Here is a 24,404-nt window from a genome sequence, read left to right as displayed (position 1 = left end):
CATCCTGAGATGAATCGCATCCAGACGATCGCCGGCTTGCGCGAGACCCCGGAAGTCGAGGTGCTCGTCATAGGCGGCGGCATTAATGGCATCAGCGTGTTTCGCGAACTCGCTTTGCAGGGCGTCGATGTGCTGCTGGCAGAAAAAGGCGATTATTGTTCCGGCGCAAGTGCAGCCCTCTCGCGCATGGTTCATGGCGGTTTGCGTTACCTTGAAAACGGCGAGTTCAAGCTGGTCCGCGAATCTCTGCTCGAACGCGATCGGTTGTTGAAGAACGCGCCGCACTACGTTGCGCCACTGCCAACCACTGTGCCGATCTTCGACCTGTTGTCAGGTGTAGCAAATGGCGCAGTCCGCTTCCTTGGGCTAAGCCGCCGTCCGGGCCGGCGCGGCGCATTGGTCATCAAGACCGGCTTGGCGATGTATGACTTCTTCACCGCCGCACGGCGTGTCGTCCCGACGCACAAATTCAGGAGCCGCGCTGAAACACTCAAGGTCTGGCCTGCAATCAATCCTGCTATTCGCAATTCGGCGACATATTATGACGCGTGGGTCAGCCATCCCGAGCGGCTGGGTACCGAGATGCTGCGCGATACCATGAAGGAAAAGCCGTCCGCCCGGGCGCTCAACTATGCACACGTATCGCTCGATGGCGCGAGCCTGGTGCTCAACGACGGACTATCCGGCGAAACGATAGCCGTGAAGCCAAAGCTGGTAGTCAACGCCACAGGCGGCTGGATTGACCTGACCAATTCGGCGATCGGAGCCGCTGCGCCAAAGCTTATGGGCGGCACCAAAGGTTCGCATCTGATCGTCGACAATCGCGAGCTTCATGACGCGCTCGACGGCCACATGATCTACTACGAGAACGAGGACGGACGGATCTGCATCCTGTTTCCCTATCTCGGCAACGTGCTGGTCGGCTCGACGGATATCCGTGTCGACGATCCCGACCAGGCGCGCTGCATGGATGACGAGCGGCAATACATCCTGCAGTCCCTGTCCTTCGTGTTTCCTGCAATCGAGATCGCCGATACCGACATCGTCTTTCAGTTCACCGGGGTGAGGCCGCTGCCGATAAGCCAAGACAGTTTTACCGGCCGCATACCCCGCGATCATTTCTGCGAACTCATCGAGGGCGCCGGTACACTGCCGCCGACGCTCTGCATGATCGGCGGGAAATGGACGACCTTCCGATCGTTCGGCGAACTGGCCGCCGATATCGTGCTTGAGCGATTGCGCCGACAGCGCGTCGTCGGCACCGAAAACATGCCGATCGGCGGCGGCTGGGATTTTCCCACTGCCCCTGCAAAATGGTGCGCAGATCGCGCGGCGGCGCGTGGCCTGTCGCTGGATCGCATGCGCAGCCTCTTCGAGCGCTACGGCACCGCGGCGGATGCCGTCGCCTCCTATTTGGCAGCGGGACATGACGAACTCTTGCCCGGCAGCGACTACTCGGCCCGGGAGATTAAGCATCTCATCGCCAACGAATATGTCGAGCAGCTGGAGGACCTGCTGCTCCGCCGCACGACAATCGCCATCACCGGTGCTCTCTCGGCCGACCTTCTCGATGCGATTCTCGATATTCTCGCTGTCGAAAAGAACTGGGACGCCGCGCGCAAGGCATTCGAGCGCACCGATTTCCTCGCCATGTTGCAACGCCGGCACGGCGTCGATCTCGACCAGTTATCCCGAAAAGATCAAGGAAGGAGCGCCGAATGCGCATCAACAAGAAAGTCCGCATGAACCGGTTGTTCGGCGAAGCGCGCTGTCTCGACGTCGCAATCGACCATGGCGTGTGCAACGAGCCGTCGTTTCTGGAAGGACTGGAGGACATGGCCGGCGTCGTCACCCAGCTGGTTGCCGCGGGACCGGACGCCATTCAGATGAATTATGGCCAGGCCGATCTGCTGCAGTCCTTGCCCGGCAAGGACAAGCCAGCATTGGTCATGCGCATAGACATGGGCAATCCATATAACAAAACCCGCCACCGCTCGATGTGGGCCATCCTGCAGAATGAAGCCGAGCCACTGATCGGCGCGCTGGAAATGGACGCGGCCTGCGTGGTCGTCAATCTGTTCATGTTGCCCGATGAGCCGGACCTGTTCCGGCAATGCGTCCACAACATTGCCCGCGTTCGCGCCGACTGCGAAAGATACGGCCTGCCGCTGATGATCGAGCCGCTGGCAATGCTGCCCAACTCGGAGCGCGGGGGCTACATGGTTGACGGCGACCCAGAAAAGATCGTCACCCTAACCCGGCTCGCAAGCGAGATGGGCGCCGACATCATCAAGGCGGACCCAACCACCGATCCGAACGACTTCCACCGGGTCGTGGCGGCGGCGCGCTGTCCTGTCCTGGTGCGCGGTGGAGGCAGGGAGGATTTGCGCGCCGTCTTCGACAAATCGGCGGCGCTGATGGCGCAGGGCGCGGCTGGCATGGTCTACGGCCGCAACATTTACCAGCATGCCAACCCCCGTGCCGTCGTGAGAGGATTGATGGCGATCATCCATGAGAATGCGGACGGCGCTGCGGCCTGGGAGCTCTACCAACAAGAATAATCTTTGGCAGCTTGGGAGGAGCTTCAATGCAGCAATACATTCTGGGTCTTGATGCGGGGAACACCGTCATCAAGGCCATCATCTTCGACACCACCGGTCGCGAGCTCGCACTTGCCGCTCGGGACGGCCGCTCCTGCATGCCAAAGCCCGGTCATGTCGAGCGGGACCTCGGCGAATTGTGGCGCAACGCCGTCGAGGTCATCCTTCAGTGCCTCGACCAGTCGGGCATCGATCCCCGCCACATCGCGGTAATCGGCTGCGCCGGGCATGGTAACGGGCTCTACGCACTAGACCGCGGCGGCGACCCGCTGCTCGGCATCCAGTCGCTCGACACGCGCGGCGTCGGCATCGTGAGCGAATGGACGGCCGCGGGCGTTGGCGACCGGACTTATGTCCACTGCCTGCAACGGCCCTGGGCGGCGCAGACGCCGACCCTGCTGGCGTGGCTCAAGCGTCATGACCCGGCGCTTTTTGCCAAAATAGGCACCGTCTTCCTGTGCAAAGACTTTATCGTCAACCGCCTCACTGGCTCACGCTCGACCGAGACCTCGGATATGTCGGGCTGCGGGCTTTTGCATCTGCCCGGCCGACGCTACGAGCGTGAGTTGCTGGCCGCCTATGGTCTCGACGATTGCATGGAACTGCTGCCGAACGTGCTGGAGGCCTCCGACATCGCCGGCCATGTCACGCGCGATGTCGCCGCGGCCACCGGCCTTCGGGCGGGCACGCCTGTGGTGGCCGGCCTGTTCGACGTCGTCGCCAGCGCCATTGGTTCGGGCGTCACCAGCACCGGCGCCGCCTCCATCATTGCCGGCACCTGGAGCATCAACCAGGTTATTACCGAAGAGCCGATCCGCGATCCGTCGATCTTCATGCTGTCGACCTTCGATCCAGTGCGTTACCTCGCCATCGAATCGAGCGCCACTTCGGCCGCAAATCTCGAATGGATCGTGCGTGAGTTCTTCGAGCATGCGCCGCCGGCAGGCGCATCGCCATTCGAGATCTGCAGCGAGCTTGTTGCTTCCGTCGACCCCGCGGGAGACATGCCGATCTACCACCCATTCCTTTACGGTTCGCAGCAGAATGGCAAGGCGCGTGCAGGTTTCTACGGCATCGCCGGCTGGCACACGCGGGCGCATATGCTGCGCGCACTGTTCGAGGGCGTCGTCTTCGAACACCGGCGTCACGTCGAGACGCTTCGTCGAGCAGGAGCGACGGTCAGCCAGGCGGTTCTTTCGGGCGGGGGCTCGCGCAGCGCAATCTGGCCGCAGATATTTGCGGATGTGCTGGACGTGCCGGTGACCGTGGCGCGCAGCCGCGAGACGGGGTCGCTGGGCGCTGCAATTGCAGCCGGGACAGCCGTCGGCCTGTTTGCCGACTTCTCTGCAGGCGCGGCCGCGATGACCGCGCCCGACCGCTGCTACCAGCCCAATAGCGAGATCGCACCGGTTTATGAGCAGCGCTATCGTCTGTATGGCGAGATCAACCAGGCCATGGGTCCGCTATGGGACAGGATGGCAAGCGAACGGATGTCCAATTGACACAGACCGCTGCCGATTTTGGACAATACGACTTCATCATCGTCGGCGCGGGTTCAGCCGGCTGCGTGCTGGCCAACAGACTGTCGGCCAATTCAGGCACGCGCGTGCTGCTGCTGGAAGCCGGCGGCAGCGACCACTATCGCTGGGTCAACATTCCCATCGGCTATCTCTACTGCATGGGCAACCCGCGCACCGATTGGCTGATGAAGACCGAGCCGGAGGCCGGGCTGAACGGTCGTGCGCTCAACTATCCGCGCGGCAAGCTTCTGGGCGGCTGCTCGTCGATCAACGGCATGATCTACATGCGCGGCCAGGCGGCGGACTATGATGGCTGGCGGCAGGCCGGAAATCTTGGTTGGGGCTGGGATAACGTGCTTCCATATTTCCGCAAGTCCGAGGACCATTTTGGTGGCGCCAACGACCTTCACGGCGCCGGAGGCGAATGGCGCGTCGAGCGCCAGCGCCTGTCGTGGCCGATCCTGGACGCCTTCCGCGATGCTGCCGAGGAACTCGGCATCCCCCGGACGGAGGATTTCAACGGCGGGACCAACGAAGGGTCGGGCTATTTCGAGGTCAACCAGAGGAAGGGCGTGCGCTGGAATACCTCGAAAGCGTTCCTGCGGGGCGTGCTCCGGCGGCCGAATTTGCGCGTCGTCACCGGCGCAGAGACCGAGAATCTAAATTTCGACGGAGCTTGCGTCACCGGCGTTGTCTTCCGCGTGGGCGGCCAGTTGCATCGTGCGCGGGCAGGCGAGACGATACTTGCCGCCGGCGCGATCAATTCGCCGAAGCTGCTCGAGCTTTCCGGTGTCGGTCGGCCTGCCGTGCTTGGTGCAGCAGGAATCCCGGTTCGCCACGCGCTGGAAGGCGTCGGCGAGAACCTGCAGGATCATCTGCAGATCCGCACAGTCTTCAAGGTCGCCAACGCCTCGACGCTAAACCAGCGCTACCACAATCTGTTCAGCCGCGCGGCCATGGGCGTCGAATACGCCATCCGTCGCACCGGACCGCTGTCGATGGCTCCGAGCCAGCTTGGCATCTTCGCCAGAAGCGACCCACGCCTGGAAACGCCCGATCTCGAATACCATGTCCAACCGTTGAGCACTGACCGGCTGGGCGAGCCGCTGCATCGCTTCCCCGCGGTCACGGTTTCGGTCTGCAACCTCAGACCGGAAAGCCGCGGCACCGTCCACATAGAGGCGTCCGATCCGCAGACTGCCCCGAAGATCCGGCCGAACTATTTGTCTACCGAGGGAGACCGGACCGTGGCTGTAGCCTCGCTCCGCCATGTCCGCCGCCTGATGAAAGCGCGCGCCGTTGCCCGTTTCGCGCCTGAGGAAATGCTGCCCGGTGCACACTATGAAAGCGACGAAGATCTCGTCCGCAAGGCCGGCGATATCGGCACGACGATTTTCCACCCGGTTGGCACCTGCCAGATGGGCGCAGGCTCGATGGCGGTGGTCGACGGCCGGCTGCGGGTGCACGGCATTGCGGGCCTGCGCGTCGTCGACGCTTCGATTATGCCGACAATCGTTTCCGGCAACACCAACTCTCCAGTGATCATGATCGCGGAGAAGGCATCGGAAATGATCTTGCAGGACGCCAGCCAGGAGAAATAATCCTAGGCGGCGCATCTGAGTTAACACAGACCGGCAGCTATTCGCAGTCGTGCCGCCCCATGGAGCGACCGATGCCGGCAGCGTCGAGGAGTTTACTGCGGCTTTGTCGCGCAGATCGCGAAGCGATGTTGAGTGGCGCGTTCGAGCGCCTTGGGCCAACTCATCTGTCGAGTCTGAGCGCGATGGATCGCTCCCAGTTTCCAGTCGACGACAGGCTGATCGAACCCGGCTTCGGCCAGCAAGCGCACTATCTCTTCCGCCCGTGCGCCGCCCGAGAAATAGACACGAGCAAGAATGTTCTGGTGGCGTCTGGCCAGGGAGGAGGCGTCATTGTCCGAGACCCGGGGCTTGCCGGCCGTGAACTTCTCCCAAAGTTCCCGCAAACTCATCGCCCAGTTGCGGCTGACGAAATCGCCGTCGATGACCAGCAGCTTACCGCCGGGCTTCAGCAGCGAGCACCATTCGGCAAAGGCCGCCTTCGGATCCAGCAGCGTCCAGACCAGGTGACGGGTGACGATAACATCGTAGCTCGCCTTGTCCTCAAGCGTCCGTTCGGCATCCCCTACGATGAAGCGGATATCGGCGCCGCGTTTTTGTGCCTTGGCGCGCGACTTGGCGAGCATGGCTTCCGACCAATCGAGGCCTGTCACCACAAAGCCTAGATCGTGCATCAGATGCGAAAAAACGCCTGTCCCACAGGCGAGATCCAGAGCCGCCCGCCCGGCGCCTGGCCCAAGGTGCCTGCTTATGAACGCATGCCAGGCAGCGCGCTCCCGCTCGGAAAAAATCTCGTGACCGACCTGCAGGTCGAACGTCTCGGCGCGTTCGGACCAATAGTCCCGAATTTCGTCGCGCAGCGAATAGTTTGCGTGAGCCGTCATTGCCCGAAACGCTCTCCTCAACAGCGGTACATTGGAATTGCTCTAAAAAATAATACTTGATTACACAACTCACGTTTTCTAAGCCGGATCCGCAAAACCGAATTGCGAGAGCCCAATGATTTTGAAGTCGATATTTGCGGCCGCGGTCGCGCTTGCGGCCTTGATGCCGCTTACCCTCGGCGCGCGCGCCGAAACCGTCACCGACATCGCCGGCCGCAAGGTCGAGGTGAAGACGCCGGTCGAGAAAGTCATCCTCGGCGAAGGCCGGCAAATCTACCTAGTCGCCGCGCTCGATACCGACAACCCCTTCAAGCGCATCGTTGGCTGGCGCGAGGATTTCTCTCAGGCCGATCCCGACAATTACGCCGTCTATCTGGAAAAATTCCCCTCGATGGCCACGATCCCGACCTTTGGCGGTTTCAAGGACGGCACCTTCGACGTCGAGCAGGCTATCGCGCTTCAGCCGGACGTGATGATCATGAACATCGAGTCCAAGCAGGCGACCGAGGACGCGCAATATATCGAAAAGCTCGCCGCCGTTGGCATCCCGGTGGTCTATGTCGATTTCCGCGAGCATCCCTTCACCAACACCGAGCCGAGCATGCGCCTTATCGGCAAGCTCTTTGGCCAGGAAAATCGGGCCGAAGAGTTCATCGCCTACCGCGCCGCCCAGATCGCGCGCGTCACCGAGGTGATCGCAAAAGAAGATCCCAAGCGCCCGACCGTCTTCGTCGAGCGCGCCGGGGGCTATTCCGACGATTGCTGCATGAGCTTCGGCAACGACAATTTCGGCAAGTTCGTCGAAATGGCCGGCGGCCGGAATATCGCGGCGGATCTGATCCCAGGCACCTTCGGCGCGCTCAATCCCGAACAGATCATCGCAAGCGATCCCGACCAGGTCATTGTCACAGGCGGTAACTGGGAGGCCTACGTGCCGGGCGGCAAATGGGTCGGCGTCGGGCCCGGCGCCGACGCAGCGGCAGCACTGAAGAAACTCAAGGGCCTGACGGAGCGGCCCGCGCTAACCGGCATCAAGGCGGTGGAGAACGGGCAGGTCCATGCAATCTGGCACCAGTTCTACAACAGCCCCTATCAGTTCGTGGCCATACAGCAGATGGCCAAATGGCTGCACCCCGACCTGTTCGCCGACCTCGACGCCGAGGCCACCTTCAAGGAGTTGCACGAGAAGTTCCTGCCGGTCGAGTACAGGCCTGGCCATTGGGTCTCGCTCTCCGATGAGCAGTGAACCGGCCGCACTGTCAGCCAAACGAGGGCGCGGTCTCTACCGCGCCCTCGTCCTGCGCAAGCAGCTCATGCTCGCAGGGCTCGCCCTGGCGCTGCTCCTGAGCCTCTGCATCGACCTCGCGCTCGGACCCGCCAACTATAGCCTCGACCAGGTGGTGCTCGCCCTCGTTTCTCCCGGCAGTGTGCCGCTTCAGGTGCGCGTCGTGTTGTGGGACATTCGGCTTCCCATCGCGCTGATGGCAGTGGTCGTCGGCGCAGCACTGTCGGTCGCCGGTGCACAGATGCAGACCATCCTCAACAATCCGCTCGCCAGCCCATTCACGCTCGGCATTTCGGCGGCGGCCAGCTTTGGCGCAGCACTCGCGCTCGCCTTCGGCGTCGCACTGATCCCGGCCGCGATCGAATATATCGTGCCGCTCAACGCCTTCGTGGTTGCCATGCTGACCGCGCTCGTCATCCACCTGCTCAGTCTCAAGCGCGGCGTGACGGTCGAAACCATCGTGCTTCTCGGCATCGCGCTCGTCTTCACCTTCAATGCGCTGCTGTCGCTCGTCCAGTATCTTTCCTCCGAGCAGGCGCTCGCCGCGGTCGTGTTTTGGACCATGGGAAGCCTCACAAAGGCCACCTGGCCCAAGCTCATCATCACCAGCCTCGTCCTTCTCGCAACCCTTCCGATTTTCGTGCGCCGCGCCTGGGCGCTGACGGCGCTGCGGCTAGGCGAAGACAAGGCCGCGAGCTTTGGCGTCAAGGTCGCACGCCTGAGGCTCGAAACTATGATGATGGTAAGCCTGCTCGCCGCCATTCCCGTCGCCTTCGTCGGCACGATCGGCTTCATCGGGCTAGTCGGTCCGCACATCGCCCGCATGCTGATCGGAGAAGATCAGCGCTTCTTCCTGCCCGCTTCCGCGCTTGCCGGCGCGCTCATCCTTTCGGCGAGTTCGGTTGCCAGCAAGTCGCTCATTCCGGGCACGATCTTCCCGATCGGCATCGTCACCTCGCTTATCGGCATTCCCTTCTTCATCTCGCTGATCCTCTCGAATGTGAGGCGCTCATGGTAACGATCAGGCTCGATGGTCTCGGAGCCTTCCACGGGACGCGGCTCGCCCTTTCGGACATTTCAACTCCCATTTTTCGGGGTGGCGAGCTAGTCGCCGTTATCGGGCCCAACGCAGCGGGCAAGTCAACGCTGTTCAAGCGCATCGCAGGACTTTTGAAGGGCCCGGGCCGCGTCTGCCTCGAGGGAGCGGCGAAGGGGCCGGACGGCATCTGCTACATGCCGCAGGATACGGCAGCCAACGCAGTGTTGACCGTCTATGAATCGATCCTGCTCGCCCGCAAGCAGGGCTCGGCCTGGTCGGTTAGTGATGGCGACCTCGCACGCATAGATGGCATCCTGGCCGCGCTCAGCATCTCGGATATCGCCTTTCGCAACATCGGAGAACTGAGCGGAGGGCAAAGGCAGTTGGTAAGCATCGCCCAGACCCTCACTCGCGAACCTGAGATCCTGCTGATGGACGAGCCGACGTCCGCGCTTGACTTGCACCGGCAGGTCGAGGTGCTGAGCTTCATACGCGGGCTCGCGCGCAAGCAGGGGATTGCGGTGCTGATCGCAATTCACGACCTCAACCAGGCCCTGCGCTTCGCTGACAAATGTATCGTCATTGCCGAGGGGCGGATGATCGCCTGCGGCACCCCGGAAGATGTTGTCACCCCGGCGCTTTTGCGTGACGTGTACCGCGTCGAGGCGCGGATCGAGCGCTGCTCGCGGGGCATCGGTCATGTAATAGTGGATGGGGTCGCGGACGAAACGACAGCGACTGCGTCGATAGCAGCTTAAGGCATCTGTGGTCGAATGAAAAACCTAGAAATAGATCGAAAATTCTGGCGCAAATATTTGAATGAAAATGTTTTCCGTCTGCCTGACGGCTACTTTGGCGACGGATGGAGGTGTTCACTCACGACCGCTGCACGTCCCTCGACGAGCCGCTGTTGTACGAGACACCTTGGGTAGACAGAGGTCGTGAAAACGCGCGATAAGGTTAGCCTGCGCTAGAGATGGCTGGGGCACCGAAAGATGGCACGTCGAATGTGCAACGCAATGCTTGGCTTCGCGGCGCTTGCCATAACCGCGTGCCAATCGGCTCCTGAAACGCCGCGACCCACTCTCGAACCTGCGCTGGAACCCGGTATCATTCCCGCCCAAACTGCCTCGGATCCTGCCGCTGCTCCCTCCGGCTCAGCAACTATAGATCAATCCGTGGCGATCACTCCCCCTGATAAGGCCGTTCCGACAAAGTATGCTGCTTTTTCGGGTCTATGGGCCGGCCGCTTGGATGGGATGTATGACGCCAAACTTGCCGTTCAGACGATTTCTTCCAATGGCAAGGTGACAGTTACCTATGCGTGGGGAACTCTGGGCGACAACCATCCGGGAGAGGCCGCCGGCATTGGAAGAATTGTGGGGACCACGTTGAAGCTTGAGCGCCTGCCGAATGGCGCAGACCTCAGCTTTGTCATGCGGCCCGACAGAACCCTGGCCGGAACCGTTAGGCTTGCCGGCCAGACCTACACGGGCGCGTTCCTCAAGCAATGATCAAAGACGTCTCTGAAACGCGCGCTTGGTAGCCGGTCTACCCGCTGTTTGCGCTGACCGCACCATCAAGCACCCTTGTGCGGGGCTGCACGCGCGCGCCAGCAGGCGCGAATACCGAAATCGCCTTCGGGTGGACCTTGAAATGAGCGGGGGTCGAGGTGACGATCTCACCGTCGGTGTTCACCGGCATCGGCCTTTTCGTCTCGATGTCGAACTCGACGCATCTGGCCGTGCGAACCTCGCTCCAGGCGCCATGTGTGCCTGAGCGGAATGAGCGCAGCATAAGCGCCATTTTCCAGAGATTCGTCATTTCCAAGCTGTACAGGTCGAGATGGCCGTCATCGATCTCCGCCGTCTCCTCGACGATGTTGCCGCCGCCATAGTGGCGGCCGTTGCCAACTGCAATCTGGTAGGTCTTGACTTCGGTCGCCACGCCTTTTTCGGTAATCCTTGCTTCGAAGAGGCGGGCCTTGGTCAACACTTTCATGGCCGCCAATGCATAGCCAAACCTGCCGAAACGCTTCTTCAGCGCCGGATCGAGACCCTGGGCAAGGTCGGTGCTGAGGCCAATGCTCGCAACGTTGAAGAAAGCGTGACCATTGACGGTCCCGATATCGATCAGTCGCCTTCCGCCTTCTGCGATCACGTCGGCCGCTTTCCCAAGATCCAACGGTATTTCGAGGGTGCGCGCCAGATCGTTCGCCGTCCCCATCGGAATGATGCCCATCGGCAGCCCGCTTTCCATAACCGCGACCGCCGCCGAGGACACCGAGCCATCGCCGCCGCACACGATCACAAGATCAGCCATATGGCGAAGGCGCACGATGTCGCGTGCTATCTCGGGCAGTGCCTCAAATGTCTCGACGCTGACGCGGAGCCCACCGGCTTCCAGCCGCTCGACGACCGGTGCGATAGATTCCTGCCCGCGTCGTGCCTTTGGATTGATGAGTAGAAGCGCGCGTCTGTTCGTGATGTCATTCATGCGGCGTAGATAGGGTGCGTGCCTGCGGATTACGACGTCGACAGGCGCGCCTGGGAAAACAAGTCACCAAAATCACGGCTTTGGCAGCCGTTGCGGAGGTTGAAATTCGGCCGACAGCGTAATACCTTGTGGAAAATGGGTATTACCGAGGTGCAAGATGAGATGACCAACACGGTCACAGCCAAAGGACAGGTGACCATCCCGAAGCCGGTCCGGGACCTGCTCGGAATCGTTCCGGGCAGCAAGGTTGATTTCCGCCGCACCGATGACGGCAATGTGGTGATTGTGCGTAGTGACAAGAAGCAGCCCGCGAGCCGCTTCGCGAAATTGCGCGGCCATGCCGGCAAGGGACTCGACACCGACGCGATAATGGCACTGACGCGTGGCGACGCGTGACGCTGGTCGACACCAATGTTTTGCTCGACCTTGTCACCGACGATGCGAACTGGGCGGATTGGTCGATCGCCCAGCTTGAGGCGGCAAGCCTCAATGGGCCGTTGTTGATCAACGATGCAGTCTATGCCGAACTTGCCGTCCGCTATGACCGCATCGAGAGTATCGACGCGTTTCTTGACGAAGCCGGTCTCCAATTGACTCCGATGCCCCGGGCAGCACTGTTCCTCGCCGGAAAGGTCTTTACGCGGTATCGCAAATCTGGCGGATCGCGCACTAGTGTGCTGCCTGACTTCTTCATCGGCGCCCATGCAGCCGTCAATGGATTGCCGTTGCTCACCCGCGACGTCGGCCGCTACCGCACCTATTTTCCATCGCTGAAACTGATCGCACCGGACTCCTGAACAGCCCGCCGGCCGAGAAACACGCTTAGGCAGAGGCCTTTTGCCTCTTAATCCTGAAGTCTTGGTAAGATGGTTCCGTGCAAAATTGTCGTCTGGCTATAGGACTGAGTGGCTGCATGCCTAACCGGCGACCGGTCGCTGGTTTCATCACCTGCTCAGAGCGGTTTCCGGATCCATTTTGCCAGGACGCCAATGATGCCCTCCCGGAACAACAGCACCGCGACAACGAAGATGATGCCTTGGCCGATCGTGACCCAGTCGCCAAATGTCGCGAGGTAATTCTGCATGGTGACGATGACTGCCGCGCCGACGATTGGTCCGAACACCGTGCCCATGCCGCCCAAGAGCGTCATCAGCACGACTTCGCCGGACATGGTCCAGTAGACGTCGGTAAGCGACGCCAACTGGAACACGATCGCCTTGGTGGCGCCGGCGACGCCGGCGAGCGTGGCCGACAGCACGAATACGGCGAGCTTGTAGCGGTTGACCCGATAACCCAGCGAGATCGCGCGGGGCTCGTTCTCGCGGATCGCCTTCAACACCTGTCCAAACGGCGAATGGATGATCCGATAGATCAGCAATATGCCGGCGAAGAAGATGGCGAGCACGAAGTAATAGAGGACTTCGCTCGAGCGCAGGTCGATCAGCCCGAACAGATGGCCGCGCGGCACGGCCTGGATGCCGTCCTCGCCACCGGTAAACGCCGCCTGCAGCGAGAAGAAATAGATCATTTGTGCAAAAGCGAGCGTCACCATGGCGAAATAGATGCCGTGGCGGCGAATGGCGAGGGAGCCGATGGCGAGACCGAGCACGGCTGCCACCAGCGTGCCCCCGATGATGGCGAGTTCGGGCGTCAAACCCCACACCTTTGCCGCATGGGCCGAGACGTAGCTCGCCATGCCGAAATAGGCAGCGTGGCCGAAGGACAGCAGTCCGCCATAGCCGAGCAGCAGGTTGAAGGCGCAGGCAAACAGCGCGAAGCACAGCACCTTCATGACAAAGATCGGATAGAGCAGAAATGGCGCGGCGATGAGGAAGACGAAGAGCGCGGCGAAGATCGCAAGGTGATGACGTGGCATGCCCGCGGCGCCAACCGACGTGATTGCCGCCATAGCGATCGGGTTGGTCTCGGTTGTCATCACACACTCCGCCCAAACAGACCCGCGGGCTTGACGAGCAGCACGAGCGCCATGATGACAAAGATCACCACGGCCGAGCCTTCCGGATAGAACACGCGGGTCAGGCCCTCGATCAGCCCAAGCCCGAAGCCGGTGAGGATGGAGCCCAGGATCGAGCCCATGCCGCCGATGACGACGACGGCGAAGACGACAATGATCAGGTCAGCCCCCATGTTCGGATTGACTGCGTATATCGGCGCGGCGAGCACGCCGGCAAAACCCGCGAGTGCGACGCCGAAACCATATGTAAGCGTGACCAGCAGCGGCACGTTGATGCCGAACGCGCCGACCATGGTCGGGTTCTCGGTCGCTGCCCTGAGATAGGCGCCAAGCCGGGTCTTTTCGATGATGAACCAGGTCGCGAGGCACACGATGAGGGAAGCCACAATCACCCAGGCGCGCGAATTGGGCAGGTACATGAAGCCGAGATTATGCCCGCCGGTCAGAAGCGGCGGCGGCGGGTAAGGAAGACCGGATACGCCGAAAAACTGGCGGAAGAAGCCGACGATGATCAGCGCCAGGCCGAAAGTGAGAAGCAGCCCGTAGAGATGGTCGAGGTGATAGAGCCGTCGGATCAGCACGCGCTCAAGCACGATGCCGGTGACGCCGACGATCGGCGGCACGATGAACACGGCCCACCAGTAACCGACACCGAGATAGTTGAGCAGCATCCAGGCGCCGAAGGCGCCCAGCATGTACTGCGCGCCATGCGTGAAATTGATGATGTTCAAGAGACCGAAGATGACCGCCAGCCCGAGGCTCAGAACCGCATAGAAGGATCCATTGATCAGCCCGAGCAGCAATTGGCCGAACAGGACCTGCGGCGGAATTCCAAGCAGTTCGAACATGGTCGCTCCAGCTGACTTATCGGCGAGACGACGCGCCGAGCGGTTCGGCGCGTCGTTGGCGAGGGATCGCTTATTTAACGAGCGAACAGCCGCCTTCGGCGAGCGGGCGGAACGCTTTGTCGGCCGGAATGGTGGCCACCGTCTCGAAATAATCCCATGGCCCCTTCGATTGGTCCGGCTTCTTGACGCGGAACAGATACATGTCGTGCAGCTTGCGCCCGTCCGCGCGGATCGTGCCCTTGCCGAACAGCGGATCATCGGTCGGCATTTCCTTCATCTTGGCCATCACCTTGGCCGCGTCCTTGTCGCCAACGGCCTCGACGGCTTTAAGGTAATGCAGGACCGAAGCGTAGACTCCGGCCTCGATCATCGAAGGCTTTTGCCCGGCATTCCGCTCCTGGAAACGGGCAGAGAATGCCCGCGTTTGATCGTCCTTGTCCCAGTAGAACGCGCTGGTGAGCACGAGGCCTTGCGCCACGTCGAGGCCAAGCGCATGCACGTCATTGATGAACATCAACAGGGCGGCGAGCGCCTGGCCACCCTGCGTGATGCCGAATTCCGACGCCTGCTTGACCGCGTTGATCGTGTCGCCGCCGGCATTGGCGAGGCCGACGACCTTGGCACCCGACCCTTGCGCCTGCAGCAGGAAGGACGAGAAATCCTGGCCGGGGAAAGGATGACGGACAGCGCCGAGAACCTTGCCGCCCGATGCTTCGACGACCGCCGACGTATCGCGCTCGAGCGCGTGGCCGAAGGCATAGTCCGCCGTGACGAAGAACCAGCTATCGCCGCCTTGTGCGACCATGGCCGAGCCCGTGCCGTTGGCAAGCGCCCATGTGTCATAGGTCCAGTGGACGGTGTTGGGCGAACATGCTTTGCCGGTGAGGTCGGACGAGGCCGGACCCGAGGCGAGGAAGATCTTGTTCTTCTCCTTGGTGATCTCGTTGACGGCGAGCGCCACTGACGAGGTTGGCACGTCGGCGATTACATCGACATTTTCGGTGTCGTACCACTGGCGGGCGATGTTGGAGCCGACGTCCGGCTTGTTCTGGTGGTCGGCTGAGACGATCGACACGTTGATGCCCTTGTCCGCCGCCTTGAAGTCTTCCACCGCCATCTGGGCCGCGATGACCGAGCCTTCGCCGGCGATGTCTGCATAGATGCCGGAACGGTCATTCAGAACGCCGATCTTGACATCCGTGGCGTAGGCCGCACCGGCCATCAGCAGGCTCGTCAGCGAAGCCAGAATAAACCCCATTTTTTTCATCGCTACTCTCCTCCGATTGCGGCGCAACGCGCCATTGCTAATTGCCTCAGACACCGAGATAGGCGTGCAGTTTGTCGATGTTGGCGTCGAGTTCGTCGTTGGGGATCGTGTCGATCACGCGCCCCTGTTCCACCACGTAGTGCCGGTCCGCGACCAACGCGGCGAAATGAAAATTCTGTTCGACGAGCACGATCGTGAATCCCTCCTCCTTGAGCCGGGCAATGGTGCGGCCGATCTGCTGCACGATGACGGGAGCAAGCCCTTCGGTCGGCTCGTCGAGCAGCAGGAGCTTCGCGCCGGTCCGCAAGATCCGGCCGATGGCGAGCATCTGCTGTTCGCCGCCCGAAAGCTTGGTGCCTTGGCTCGAAAGCCGCTCCTTCAGGTTCGGGAAAAGCTCGAAAATCTGCTCGACGCTGAGCCCACCGGGGCGCACCTGCGGCGGCAACATCAAATTTTCCTCGACCGAGAGACTGGAAAAGATGGCGCGTTCCTCCGGGCAGTAGGCGATGCCCATCTGTGCGATCAATCGCGACGGCAGCTTGATCGTCTCCCTTCCGTCATAGGTGACCGAGCCCGAGCGCCTGGAAAGGATGCCCATGACGGCCTTCAGCGTCGTCGTCTTGCCGGCGCCGTTGCGGCCGAGCAGCGTCACCACTTCGCCTTCGCCAACCTCGAAACTCACGCCGTGAAGCACATGGCTCTCGCCGTACCAGCCCTGCAGGCCATCGACGCGCAGCAGCGCTCTCGCCGAGCGGCCAGCAGCCGGCCTGCTTGCAAGTTCAACGTCAGACATGTCCGGCCCCGATATAGGCTTCGATAACGCGCGGATCTTTGGAAACCGCAGCATAGTCGCCTTCGGCGAGGACTTTGCCGCGCGCGAGCACGGTGATGCGGTTCGACAGCGAGGCTACGACCGACAGATTGTGCTCAACCATCAAAATGGTGCGGTTCTGGGAGATGCGCCGAATCAGCGCCGAGATACGCTCGATATCTTCTTGCGCCATGCCGGCCATAGGCTCATCGAGGAGCAGCATTTCAGGGTTCAGCGCCAGCGTCGTCGCGATCTCAAGCGCGCGCTTGCGGCCGTAGGACAGATCGCTCGCGCGGATATCTGAAAACTCGGTCAATCCGACATCGGCGAGAAGAGCCGCACCCTCGCTATTGAGCTTGGAAAGCACTTTCTCGGAGCGCCAGAAATCGAAACTGTCGCCGCGCCGGCGCTGCAGCGCGATGCGGACATTCTCGAGTGCCGTCATGTGCGGAAACACCGCCGATATCTGGAAGGAGCGCACAAGGCCCAGTCGCGCGATGTCGGCCGGCTGCATCCTGGTGATGTCGCGGCCTTGGTAGCGGATCGCGCCGCGCGTTGGTTGGAGGAATTTGGTCAGCAGGTTGAAGAGGGTTGTCTTGCCTGCGCCGTTGGGGCCGATCAGCGCGTGGATCGATCCTCGCTCCACCCTCAGGTTGACATTGTTGACAGCGACGAAACCCCCAAATTCCTTAGTCAATCCCGCGGCTTCCAGGATCGCTCCGGAATTCATGCGCGGGAGCCTTCGCCCGTCATCGGCATGAAAACGTGGAACCGCGCTGCGGGGCTGTCCACCCCCAGGGTGACTTCCATGGTTTCCTCCCGTGGCTCTCCCGTCCGCAACAAACGACCTAATGCACATCGCGTCAAGGCTGCAATTTTCAGAAGCGTTTAACTTCGCGAAAAGCTCAGCTGCGCTGGCTCGAGTTCGGGTTTTCCCGGTCTGCCCGGGTGATCTTGCCCTTCGACGCTTTCGATCCGCCTCCCCATTCCTGGGCATTCCTGGCTTTAGCGCCGCCCTTGGCCGGTTCCTTGGCCTTGTCGCTGCCGCTTGCCCTCTTTCCGGATACAGGCTGGTCGGCTTTCGTAGACGAGTTTGTCTTCGCCATGGTGTCACTCCTGTCGATGGTCGGGGATCGCAACCACTATGGTCCGCCTGCTGCGGGTTAATCCTTGCCGCCCTTGCCACGATTTGGATCCTTGCCGGCAGCCTGGCTGCTCTTTTGCGGCTTGTCCTTCTTGTCCTGATTGCCGCCGTGGTTGCCGCCATGTTCGCCGCTGGATCCCTTGACGGCTTTTGTGTCCTGAAGCTTCGTAGCCATCCTGGTTCTCCCTTTTGCTCCGTCTGCTTGAACTCCCCTGACGCGGTGATTGTTCCCGCCGGGAACATATCGGCGCTTCGAGAGTTGGCGCAGGAGGACCACACCGCAATGAACGCGAGGAAGGGAATTGCCGACGGCGCTTTTTGAAGGATGACCTTCGCTTTCGAGAAGGTATTGCAGATGAAAATTGCCCAGATCGCCCCCCTTACCGAAGCCGTGCCGCCGCGGACCTATGGCGGGACCGAGCGAATAGTTTCGTATCTGACTGAGGAGCTTGTTCGGCAGGGGCATGATGTGACTTTGTTCGCCAGTGGTGATTCACGCACCTCGGCCGAATTGGTACCGTGTTCCGATATTGCGTTGCGCCTGAATCCCAGGGTTCGGCACGATATTCCCCACCACGTGACGATGCTTGAAAAGGTGCGCAGGCGGGCCGATGAATTCGACGTGCTGCATTTTCACGTTGATATTCTCCACTTCCCCGTAGTCCGGGATTTTGCCCAGCGGACCGTTACGACACTTCATGGACGGCTCGACCTCCCGGACCTGGCGCAGCTTTACGCGATGTTCGATGACATTCCGCTGGTCTCGATTTCCTACGACCAACGCTGGCCCATGCCGCCGGTCAATTGGGCGGGCACGGTGTATCACGGGCTGCCACGCGACCTTCTTCCTTTTCGCCCGAAAGCCTCGGGCTATCTCGCATTCCTCGGCCGCATCTCACCGGAAAAGGGGCCGGAAACGGCCATTCAAATCGCAGCGCGTACCGGTATGCCGCTGAAGATCGCCGCCAAGATCGACAAGGTAGACCAATCATATTGGAAAGAGAGGGTGGAACCCCAATTGCTTCGACATTCGAACGTGGAATTCATCGGCGAGATCGACGAACGGCAAAAAGCAGACTTTTTGGGTAATGCGGCAGCGCTTTTGTTCCCCATCGAGTGGCCGGAACCCTTCGGACTCGTAACCATCGAGGCGATGGCCTGCGGCACGCCTGTGATAGCCTTTAGGCGCGGCGCCGTTCCGGAGGTCGTCGACGATGGTGTGTCCGGGTTGATCGTCGACACGCTCGACGAAGCTGTGGACGCAGTACGGCGAATAAACGGCCTCGATCGTGGACAGGTGCGACGGACTTTTGAAGAGCGATTCACGGTCGAGCGCATGTGCCGCGACTATGCAGCGATCTATGGCTCGCTCTCGGACGACATAACGACCGCACTTGGTTCTCAGAACAAGCGCGCCAAAAATGCCGCAATGATGAGTATGTCTACCTGACCGAGCAAGGAAAACGGCTCGGCTGCCCGGATCAGCGCCTGAGCCGCCTTGGTCGCTTCTGAACCGGAGGGTTGACCATGACCACTCAACTCGAAGACCGCAAGATTGATCCAGCCGTGGCGCTGCCGGCAATCGACGAAACGGCACCGCGCGAGCCGCATCGGCAATTTGCGCTGAAACACGAGGATTGTTTCGTCGTCGCAGACAGCTACGGCGACATACGCGGCACCGGCGACGGGCTTTTCCGCGACGACACGCGTGTATTGTCGCGCTTCCGTCTGTTCATTGGCGGCCGGATGCCGTCGCTGCTCGGCGCCTCGCTGTCGCAGGACAACATCCTATTCACCGCCAATCTTACCAATCTAGCCACTATCGGGCCGAATGGCAGCGAAGCATTGCCGGGCGTCGTCCACGTCGATCGGACGCGGTTCATCTGGCAGGACCGCATGTTCGAACGCATCAAGTTCACCAACTACTCCGCGCGCGAGGTGGTTCTGCCGGTCCGGCTCGACTTCGACGCCGATTTCCGTGACATGTTCGAGGTGCGCGGCACTACGCGTAGCCGCCGCGGTCGCGCGCATGACGCACTGGTCGGCGAGGCGAGCGTAACGTTCCGATATGAAGGCCTCGACAATGTGGCTCGTCAATCGGTCATCGCATTCTCGATCAAGCCCGATCAGGTGCACCCCGATCACGCCGATTTCCTCATTGTCGTGGCAAGGCGTGACAGCAGAGCATTGTACCTGGAGGTCGGCCACAGCGAAGAAACCCCCTCCAGCGACCGCTTTCGCGGGGCCGCTGCGCGAGCCCGCTTCGCCATGCGCTCAAAGCGCCGGCAGGGCGCCACCGTCTTCAGCTCCGGGCGCGTGTTCAATGACTGGCTTACACGCACGCGCGCCGACATCGCGCTGCTGACGACCGATCTGGAGACCGGGCCATACCCGTATGCCGGCATCCCTTGGTTTTCGACGGCTTTCGGCCGCGACGGCGTCATTTCCGCCTTGCAGATGCTTTGGCTCAATCCGGACCTTGCTCGTGGGGTCCTGGCCTTCCTTGCCCACTATCAATCGACCGAGACCTCTGTATTCGACGATGCAGAGCCTGGCAAAATCATGCATGAGACCCGCAAGGGGGAAATGGCCGTACTGCGCGAGCTGCCGTTCGGCCGCTACTATGGCGGCGTCGACACCACGCCACTCTATGTCTATCTGGCTTCGTCCTACGCCGATCGCACCGGAGACGAGGCGTTCGTCGATCGCATGTGGAACTCGCTGGGCGCTGCCACTGCTTGGATGGAAGAGGTCGGAGCCCGCAACGGGGAAGGCTTTGTAACCTACAACAGGGCGGCCGACACGGGGCTGTTCAACCAAGGCTGGAAGGACAGTTCCGATGCCATCTTCCATGCCGACGGCACGATCCCCAAAGGGCCGATCGCATTGGTCGAGGTGCAAGGTTATGCCTTCGCCGCATATCAAGGGATGGCGGCGCTGGCCGCCAGGCGCGGCGACGACGCAAAGGCGGCGCACTGGAGCGCCCTGGCAGAAAGGATCCGTCAGGCGGTGGAGACGCATTTCTGGATGCCGGACCGCGATTTCTATGCTTTGGCCATCGACGGAGAAGGCAAGCAATGCGCGGTTCGCACGTCCAATGCCGGTCACCTGCTTTACGTCGGGCTGCCGTCTGCGGAACGGGCTCAGTCAGTCGCCACCCAGCTCCTCTCTGGTCATCTCCATAGCGGTTGGGGCGTTCGCACACTGGCCGACGACGAGATCCCATTCAACCCGATGTCATATCATAATGGCTCGATCTGGCCGCACGACACCGCGCTCTGCGCCTCCGGGCTCGCCCGCTATCACGAGCGCGACAGCGTCGTGAAGCTGATGAGCGGTATGTTCGAGGCGGCGGTCCGTTTCAATATGCGGCTGCCAGAGCTGTTCTGCGGCTTTACGCGTGCCGCCAGCGATTCACCGGTGGCCTACCCGGTCGCCTGTCTGCCGCAAGCCTGGTCGGCTGGCTCCGCTTTCATGATGCTCCAGGCCTGCCTGGGCATTCGGGTTGACGGCTGGAAACGCGAAATCACCGTCGAACGCCCGCGGCTGCCGATCGGCATCGACAACATCGTTATCCGCCACCTGGCCATCGGCGAGGCGAAAGTCGATCTCATCTTCGAGCGCATTGGCGACCGCGTTGTGTGCTATCTCGACCATCGCCATGAAGGTCTGGTGCCTCTGGTGGTGCGTTCTTAGCGCAGGCCGGCTCCCGTGCGGCATCTGCGAGCGCTGGATTGAGTCGCGCCTAGATGAGCCCTCGATCAGGGTAAGTCGCAATCCGGAGGAATGGCATACACAGCCAGCGTAGCGCAAAACCTGTACGGCGGTTCCGCCTGAAGCTTTGGCGACAAGATCGAGCCGACATGGCCGGCATCTCGTTCTTTAGCGATATGGTGCAAAGCAATCACCGATCGCGGCCGCAGGTTGCTTGCGTTAGGGGCGCGCAGTGAGCCGGAGCTGGGCGGACAATCCGCAGAAGGCACGGATCGTTGAAGCTGTGCTCCTCCCGCTCGCCGCACGCTATTTCATCAAGGAACGTGCCACCGGCAGACGGCCGGTCGATCCTGTGGCGCGTTTCCATTTGGGCAACGGCGCTCGCCTTGAACGGCTGAACTTCCTCGCCGATCGCTCCGCCAAGGCGATGCGGCAGTCCCACGGCTTGATGGTCAACTACTTTTACAAGTTGGACGACATCGAGGCGAACCACGAAGCCTTGGCGCAACATGGCGAGATCGCTGCTTCGCCGGAGGTCGGAAAACTGGCGGCAACCGCTTCGACCGACACCAGTATTGGCGCCCCGGTTCGTCGACGTCGCACCGAACTGCAGATAACCTAATAAGCAAATTGGGAGGAGTTCAATGAGCAATCACCTGTTCGACGCCATGCGAGCATCCGCCAAGTCAGGCGAGTCGATTTTCATCGAGACTATCGATGGTCAGCGTTGGACCTATGGAGATGCGCTGCGGCTCTCCGGACAGATCGCCAGCGCAATTGATGTGCTCGGCGTTCGCCCAGGCGACCGCGTCGCGGTCCAGGTGGACAAGAGCCCGCTGGCTCTGATGCTCTATCTCGCATGCGTGCGCTGCGGGGCGATCTATCTGCCGTTGAATACCGCCTATACGCTGGCTGAACTCGACTATTTTATCGGTGACGCCGAACCGCGGCTCGTCATCGTCTCCTCGAAGTCGCGAGCTGATGTCGAACGGATCGCGCACGGCCACGGCGCGATTGTCGAAACGCTCGATGCGGACGGCGCCGGGTCGCTCATGGAGTTGGCCAGGGACGAGTCTGCCGATTTTCTCGACTCGGCGCGCGCGCCTGACGATCTCGCCGCGATCCTGTACACATCTGGAACCACCGGCCGTTCCAAGGGCGCAATGCTGACGCACGACAACCTTTTGTCCAATGCATTAGCACTGCGCGAATGCTGGCACGTGACCGCAGCCGACCGGCTGATCCACGCGCTGCCGATTTTTCACACGCATGGGCTCTTCGTGGCGACCAATGTCACGCTGGTTTCCGGCGCCTCGATGTTTCTGCTGCCGAAGTTCGAGCCTGGCGAAATCCTTCCTCTGATGTCGCGGGCGACGCTGATGATGGGCGTGCCGACCTTTTATGTCCGGTTGCTTCAGCATGAAGGCCTGAACCGGGAGACGGTCGCCAATATCAGGCTGTTCATCTCCGGCTCGGCGCCGCTGCTCGCTGAAACGCACGCCGCATTCAAGCAGCGCACCGGTCACGCCATTCTCGAACGCTACGGCATGACCGAAACCAACATGAACACCTCAAACCCCTACGACGGCGAGCGAAGGGCAGGGACAGTCGGTTTCCCACTCCCGGGCGTGTCGGTGAGGGTCACCGACCCGGCCGCGGGCGAGACGCTCGGACCATGCGAAACCGGCATGATCGAGATCAAGGGCCCGAACGTTTTCAAAGGTTATTGGCGGATGCCTGAAAAGACTGCGGCGGAGTTCACCAAGGACGGCTATTTCATCAGCGGCGACCTCGGCAAGATCGATGAGGCGGGCTATCTCCACATCGTCGGCCGCGACAAGGACCTGGTGATCTCCGGCGGCTACAACATCTACCCGAAGGAAGTCGAGGGTGAGATCGATCAACTCGACGGTGTCGCCGAGAGTGCGGTCATAGGCGTTGCACATCCGGATTTCGGGGAGGGGGTCACGGCCATCGTGGTGCTCAAGCCTGGTGCCACAATGGACGAAAAGGCCGTGCTCAACGCGCTGCGCGACCGCCTCGCGCGCTACAAGCAGCCGAAACGGGTGATCTTCGCCGAGGACCTTCCGCGCAACACCATGGGAAAGGTGCAGAAGAACCTTCTGCGCGTCCGGTTCAGCAACCTTTACATGCCCGCCTCCTAGCAGGCGCTGACTACCCTGCGTTGGTGCTTGGGAGCGAGACCAACGCAGGCTGATCTACGAACCTATGGAAATGAGAACGGGCGCCTGAAGGCGTTTCCCGAGGGAGGAAGCTATGAACATCCAGATTCTGTCAATCGCGCTGCTGGTCGGCATGTTCGTGATCGCCACCATCCAGCCGATCAATATGGGCGCACTCGCCTTCGCATGCGCCTTTCTGGTCGGCTCGCTCATCATGGCCATGAAGCCGGCGGAAATATTTGCTGGCTTCCCGAGCGACCTCTTCCTGACACTGGTCGGCATTACCTACCTGTTCGCCATCGCCCAGATCAACGGTACCATCGATTGGCTGGTCGAGGGCGCGGTCAAACTGGTGCGCGGACATGTGGCGTGGATTCCCTGGGTCATGTTCCTGGTCGCCGCCGTCATCACCGGCTTCAGTGCGCTCGGACCTGCGGCGGTCGCCATTTTGGCCCCGGTGGCGCTGGGTTTTGCGTTCCAGTACCGCATCAATCCGGTCATGATGGGATTGATGGTTATTCACGGTGCGCAGGCGGGCGGCTTTTCGCCGATCAGCGTCTATGGCGGCATCACCAACCAGATCGTCGAAAAGGCGGGGTTGCCGTTCGCGCCGACATCACTGTTTCTCTCCAGTTTCTTCTTCAACCTGGCCAGAGCCGTCCTCGTATTCTTCGTCTTCGGCGGCTCGAAGGTGCTGCGTAAGTATTCGGTCCCGTCGGGACCGCTGCCTGACCTCCACCCCAAGGGCGTGACGCAGTCAATCGTCGGCCACGGCGGCACGCCGGCTACTCCGATCAGCCATTACGTCTTTGAGGAGCAGACAAAAATGTGTCGGCGCTTTCCGGCCTGACTACGGAAAGGTTGAGGACATTAATCGGCCTAACCGCGCTCGCGGTCGGCGCACTTGTGTTCAAGTTCAATGTCGGCCTGGTGGCGATCACCGTCGCGGTCGCGCTCGCGCTCCTAGAGCACGTCCTGTGGTCGATGAATCGATTGTGATGTGACAGCTGCGTCTTGTGCTGATTCAACATCCACCTCGA

At 61.3% G+C, this 24,404-nt stretch carries 22 protein-coding genes and 2 pseudogenes; 15 read left to right on the top strand and 9 right to left on the bottom strand.

What is annotated here, in order from left to right; all coding sequences use genetic code 11:
• The first annotated feature begins 9 nt into the window (after positions 1-9).
• Genes AC0L25_RS04790 through AC0L25_RS04775 form a run of 4 tightly spaced genes read left to right on the top strand, consistent with a single transcriptional unit; the run spans position 10 to position 5,721 of the window.
• Positions 10-1,746, top strand: coding sequence for a glycerol-3-phosphate dehydrogenase/oxidase (locus tag AC0L25_RS04790; protein ID WP_473594424.1), 1,737 nt, complete (start codon positions 10-12; stop codon positions 1,744-1,746).
• Complete coding sequence (locus tag AC0L25_RS04785; RefSeq protein WP_473594423.1) at positions 1,719-2,561, top strand: class I fructose-bisphosphate aldolase; 843 nt, start codon at positions 1,719-1,721, stop codon at positions 2,559-2,561. Before AC0L25_RS04790 ends, AC0L25_RS04785 begins: the two co-directional genes overlap by 28 nt.
• A gap of 26 nt (positions 2,562-2,587) precedes the next feature.
• The gene (locus tag AC0L25_RS04780; protein WP_473594422.1) at positions 2,588-4,102 is read left to right on the top strand and encodes an FGGY-family carbohydrate kinase; all 1,515 of its coding nucleotides are present in this window, start codon (positions 2,588-2,590) and stop codon (positions 4,100-4,102) included.
• Positions 4,099-5,721, top strand: coding sequence for a GMC family oxidoreductase (locus AC0L25_RS04775; protein ID WP_473594421.1), 1,623 nt, complete (start codon positions 4,099-4,101; stop codon positions 5,719-5,721). Before AC0L25_RS04780 ends, AC0L25_RS04775 begins: the two co-directional genes overlap by 4 nt.
• Positions 5,722-5,813: 92 nt before the next feature.
• On the opposite strand, the gene AC0L25_RS04770 is transcribed toward AC0L25_RS04775, so the two are convergent.
• Positions 5,814-6,602, bottom strand: a complete 789-nt coding sequence (locus AC0L25_RS04770; protein ID WP_473594420.1) for a class I SAM-dependent methyltransferase — start codon at positions 6,600-6,602, stop codon at positions 5,814-5,816.
• A gap of 163 nt (positions 6,603-6,765) precedes the next feature.
• On the opposite strand from AC0L25_RS04770, the gene AC0L25_RS04765 reads away from it, so the two are divergent.
• The 4 genes from AC0L25_RS04765 to AC0L25_RS04750 all read left to right on the top strand — a co-directional run bounded on the left by AC0L25_RS04765 (position 6,766) and on the right by AC0L25_RS04750 (position 10,440).
• The gene (locus AC0L25_RS04765; RefSeq protein ID WP_473594542.1) at positions 6,766-7,848 is read left to right on the top strand and encodes an ABC transporter substrate-binding protein; all 1,083 of its coding nucleotides are present in this window, start codon (positions 6,766-6,768) and stop codon (positions 7,846-7,848) included.
• A complete protein-coding gene (locus AC0L25_RS04760) occupies positions 7,838-8,905 on the top strand; it encodes a FecCD family ABC transporter permease (protein WP_473594419.1) in 1,068 nt (355 codons plus the stop codon). Before AC0L25_RS04765 ends, AC0L25_RS04760 begins: the two co-directional genes overlap by 11 nt.
• The gene (locus tag AC0L25_RS04755) at positions 8,899-9,684 is read left to right on the top strand and encodes an ABC transporter ATP-binding protein (protein WP_473594418.1); all 786 of its coding nucleotides are present in this window, start codon (positions 8,899-8,901) and stop codon (positions 9,682-9,684) included. The genes AC0L25_RS04760 and AC0L25_RS04755 overlap by 7 nt, the downstream gene beginning before the upstream one ends.
• A gap of 501 nt (positions 9,685-10,185) precedes the next feature.
• Positions 10,186-10,440, top strand: coding sequence for a hypothetical protein (locus AC0L25_RS04750; RefSeq protein ID WP_473594417.1), 255 nt, complete (start codon positions 10,186-10,188; stop codon positions 10,438-10,440).
• Between the two features lie 37 nt (positions 10,441-10,477).
• Here the strand turns inward: AC0L25_RS04750 and AC0L25_RS04745 are convergent, their stop codons facing one another.
• Positions 10,478-11,422: a lipid kinase gene (locus AC0L25_RS04745; protein WP_473594416.1), complete on the bottom strand. Its 945-nt coding sequence runs from the start codon at positions 11,420-11,422 to the stop codon at positions 10,478-10,480.
• Positions 11,423-11,584: 162 nt separating this feature from the next.
• Here AC0L25_RS04745 and AC0L25_RS04740 point away from each other — a divergent pair, with 162 nt between their 5' ends.
• Both AC0L25_RS04740 and AC0L25_RS04735 read left to right on the top strand, forming a co-directional pair.
• Positions 11,585-11,818 (top strand): AbrB/MazE/SpoVT family DNA-binding domain-containing protein, encoded by a 234-nt coding sequence (locus AC0L25_RS04740; protein WP_027156398.1) that lies wholly within the window; start codon positions 11,585-11,587, stop codon positions 11,816-11,818.
• Positions 11,815-12,219, top strand: coding sequence for a type II toxin-antitoxin system VapC family toxin (locus tag AC0L25_RS04735; RefSeq protein ID WP_473594415.1), 405 nt, complete (start codon positions 11,815-11,817; stop codon positions 12,217-12,219). The genes AC0L25_RS04740 and AC0L25_RS04735 overlap by 4 nt, the downstream gene beginning before the upstream one ends.
• A 155-nt stretch (positions 12,220-12,374) precedes the next feature.
• On the opposite strand, the gene AC0L25_RS04730 is transcribed toward AC0L25_RS04735, so the two are convergent.
• From AC0L25_RS04730 to AC0L25_RS04700, 7 genes are all read right to left on the bottom strand, one after another.
• Positions 12,375-13,358: a branched-chain amino acid ABC transporter permease gene (locus AC0L25_RS04730; RefSeq protein WP_473594414.1), complete on the bottom strand. Its 984-nt coding sequence runs from the start codon at positions 13,356-13,358 to the stop codon at positions 12,375-12,377.
• Entirely contained in the window at positions 13,358-14,245 is an 888-nt protein-coding gene (locus AC0L25_RS04725) for a branched-chain amino acid ABC transporter permease (protein WP_029355907.1), read from the bottom strand. Before AC0L25_RS04725 ends, AC0L25_RS04730 begins: the two co-directional genes overlap by 1 nt.
• 70 nt (positions 14,246-14,315) lie before the next feature.
• Positions 14,316-15,512 carry an ABC transporter substrate-binding protein gene (locus AC0L25_RS04720; protein WP_473594413.1) on the bottom strand — a complete coding sequence of 399 codons (1,197 nt, stop codon included), beginning with the start codon at positions 15,510-15,512 and terminating at the stop codon, positions 14,316-14,318.
• Positions 15,513-15,558: 46 nt separating this feature from the next.
• Positions 15,559-16,305, bottom strand: a complete 747-nt coding sequence (locus AC0L25_RS04715) for an ABC transporter ATP-binding protein (RefSeq protein ID WP_473594412.1) — start codon at positions 16,303-16,305, stop codon at positions 15,559-15,561.
• Positions 16,298-17,053, bottom strand: a complete 756-nt coding sequence (locus AC0L25_RS04710) for an ABC transporter ATP-binding protein (protein ID WP_473594411.1) — start codon at positions 17,051-17,053, stop codon at positions 16,298-16,300. The genes AC0L25_RS04715 and AC0L25_RS04710 overlap by 8 nt, the downstream gene beginning before the upstream one ends.
• A 175-nt stretch (positions 17,054-17,228) precedes the next feature.
• Entirely contained in the window at positions 17,229-17,429 is a 201-nt protein-coding gene (locus AC0L25_RS04705) for a hypothetical protein (protein ID WP_473594410.1), read from the bottom strand.
• Between the two features lie 57 nt (positions 17,430-17,486).
• Entirely contained in the window at positions 17,487-17,642 is a 156-nt protein-coding gene (locus AC0L25_RS04700) for a hypothetical protein (RefSeq protein WP_473594409.1), read from the bottom strand.
• Positions 17,643-17,822: 180 nt separating this feature from the next.
• Here AC0L25_RS04700 and AC0L25_RS04695 point away from each other — a divergent pair, with 180 nt between their 5' ends.
• The 5 genes and pseudogenes from AC0L25_RS04695 to AC0L25_RS04675 all read left to right on the top strand — a co-directional run.
• On the top strand, positions 17,823-18,917 hold the full coding sequence (locus AC0L25_RS04695; RefSeq protein ID WP_473594541.1) for a glycosyltransferase family 4 protein: 1,095 nt from the start codon (positions 17,823-17,825) through the stop codon (positions 18,915-18,917).
• 77 nt (positions 18,918-18,994) lie between these two features.
• A complete protein-coding gene (locus AC0L25_RS04690) occupies positions 18,995-21,163 on the top strand; it encodes an amylo-alpha-1,6-glucosidase (RefSeq protein WP_473594408.1) in 2,169 nt (722 codons plus the stop codon).
• Positions 21,164-21,425: 262 nt separating this feature from the next.
• Positions 21,426-21,803: pseudogene (locus AC0L25_RS04685) on the top strand (malonyl-CoA decarboxylase domain-containing protein); the annotation flags it as partial.
• A gap of 22 nt (positions 21,804-21,825) precedes the next feature.
• Positions 21,826-23,346 (top strand): malonate--CoA ligase, encoded by a 1,521-nt coding sequence (locus AC0L25_RS04680; RefSeq protein ID WP_473594407.1) that lies wholly within the window; start codon positions 21,826-21,828, stop codon positions 23,344-23,346.
• A 112-nt stretch (positions 23,347-23,458) separates the two neighbouring features.
• Positions 23,459-24,330: pseudogene (locus AC0L25_RS04675) on the top strand (SLC13 family permease); the annotation flags it as partial.
• Positions 24,331-24,404: the final 74 nt, after the last annotated feature.

It is taken from the genome of Mesorhizobium sp. WSM4813 (genome assembly GCF_055811555.1).
This window is presented reverse-complemented; position numbering and strand designations above follow the sequence as displayed.

Bases quoted from the DNA above. Each gene is read 5' to 3' on its own strand.
- AC0L25_RS04750 (WP_473594417.1), top strand. From the start codon at position 10,186: ATGTATGACGCCAAACTTGCCGTTCAGACGATTTCTTCCAATGGCAAG.
- AC0L25_RS04680 (WP_473594407.1), top strand. From the start codon at position 21,826: ATGAGCAATCACCTGTTCGACGCCATGCGAGCATCCGCCAAGTCAGGC.
- AC0L25_RS04755 (WP_473594418.1), top strand. From the start codon at position 8,899: ATGGTAACGATCAGGCTCGATGGTCTCGGAGCCTTCCACGGGACGCGG.
- AC0L25_RS04705 (WP_473594410.1), bottom strand. From the start codon at position 17,429: ATGGCGAAGACAAACTCGTCTACGAAAGCCGACCAGCCTGTATCCGGA.
- AC0L25_RS04695 (WP_473594541.1), top strand. From the start codon at position 17,823: ATGAAAATTGCCCAGATCGCCCCCCTTACCGAAGCCGTGCCGCCGCGG.
- AC0L25_RS04725 (WP_029355907.1), bottom strand. From the start codon at position 14,245: ATGTTCGAACTGCTTGGAATTCCGCCGCAGGTCCTGTTCGGCCAATTG.
- AC0L25_RS04720 (WP_473594413.1), bottom strand. From the start codon at position 15,512: ATGAAAAAAATGGGGTTTATTCTGGCTTCGCTGACGAGCCTGCTGATG.
- AC0L25_RS04715 (WP_473594412.1), bottom strand. From the start codon at position 16,305: ATGTCTGACGTTGAACTTGCAAGCAGGCCGGCTGCTGGCCGCTCGGCG.
- AC0L25_RS04745 (WP_473594416.1), bottom strand. From the start codon at position 11,422: ATGAATGACATCACGAACAGACGCGCGCTTCTACTCATCAATCCAAAG.
- AC0L25_RS04700 (WP_473594409.1), bottom strand. From the start codon at position 17,642: ATGGCTACGAAGCTTCAGGACACAAAAGCCGTCAAGGGATCCAGCGGC.
- AC0L25_RS04710 (WP_473594411.1), bottom strand. From the start codon at position 17,053: ATGAATTCCGGAGCGATCCTGGAAGCCGCGGGATTGACTAAGGAATTT.
- AC0L25_RS04765 (WP_473594542.1), top strand. From the start codon at position 6,766: ATGCCGCTTACCCTCGGCGCGCGCGCCGAAACCGTCACCGACATCGCC.
- AC0L25_RS04790 (WP_473594424.1), top strand. From the start codon at position 10: ATGAATCGCATCCAGACGATCGCCGGCTTGCGCGAGACCCCGGAAGTC.
- AC0L25_RS04730 (WP_473594414.1), bottom strand. From the start codon at position 13,358: ATGACAACCGAGACCAACCCGATCGCTATGGCGGCAATCACGTCGGTT.
- AC0L25_RS04760 (WP_473594419.1), top strand. From the start codon at position 7,838: ATGAGCAGTGAACCGGCCGCACTGTCAGCCAAACGAGGGCGCGGTCTC.
- AC0L25_RS04780 (WP_473594422.1), top strand. From the start codon at position 2,588: ATGCAGCAATACATTCTGGGTCTTGATGCGGGGAACACCGTCATCAAG.
- AC0L25_RS04785 (WP_473594423.1), top strand. From the start codon at position 1,719: ATGCGCATCAACAAGAAAGTCCGCATGAACCGGTTGTTCGGCGAAGCG.
- AC0L25_RS04770 (WP_473594420.1), bottom strand. From the start codon at position 6,602: ATGACGGCTCACGCAAACTATTCGCTGCGCGACGAAATTCGGGACTAT.
- AC0L25_RS04690 (WP_473594408.1), top strand. From the start codon at position 18,995: ATGACCACTCAACTCGAAGACCGCAAGATTGATCCAGCCGTGGCGCTG.
- AC0L25_RS04740 (WP_027156398.1), top strand. From the start codon at position 11,585: ATGACCAACACGGTCACAGCCAAAGGACAGGTGACCATCCCGAAGCCG.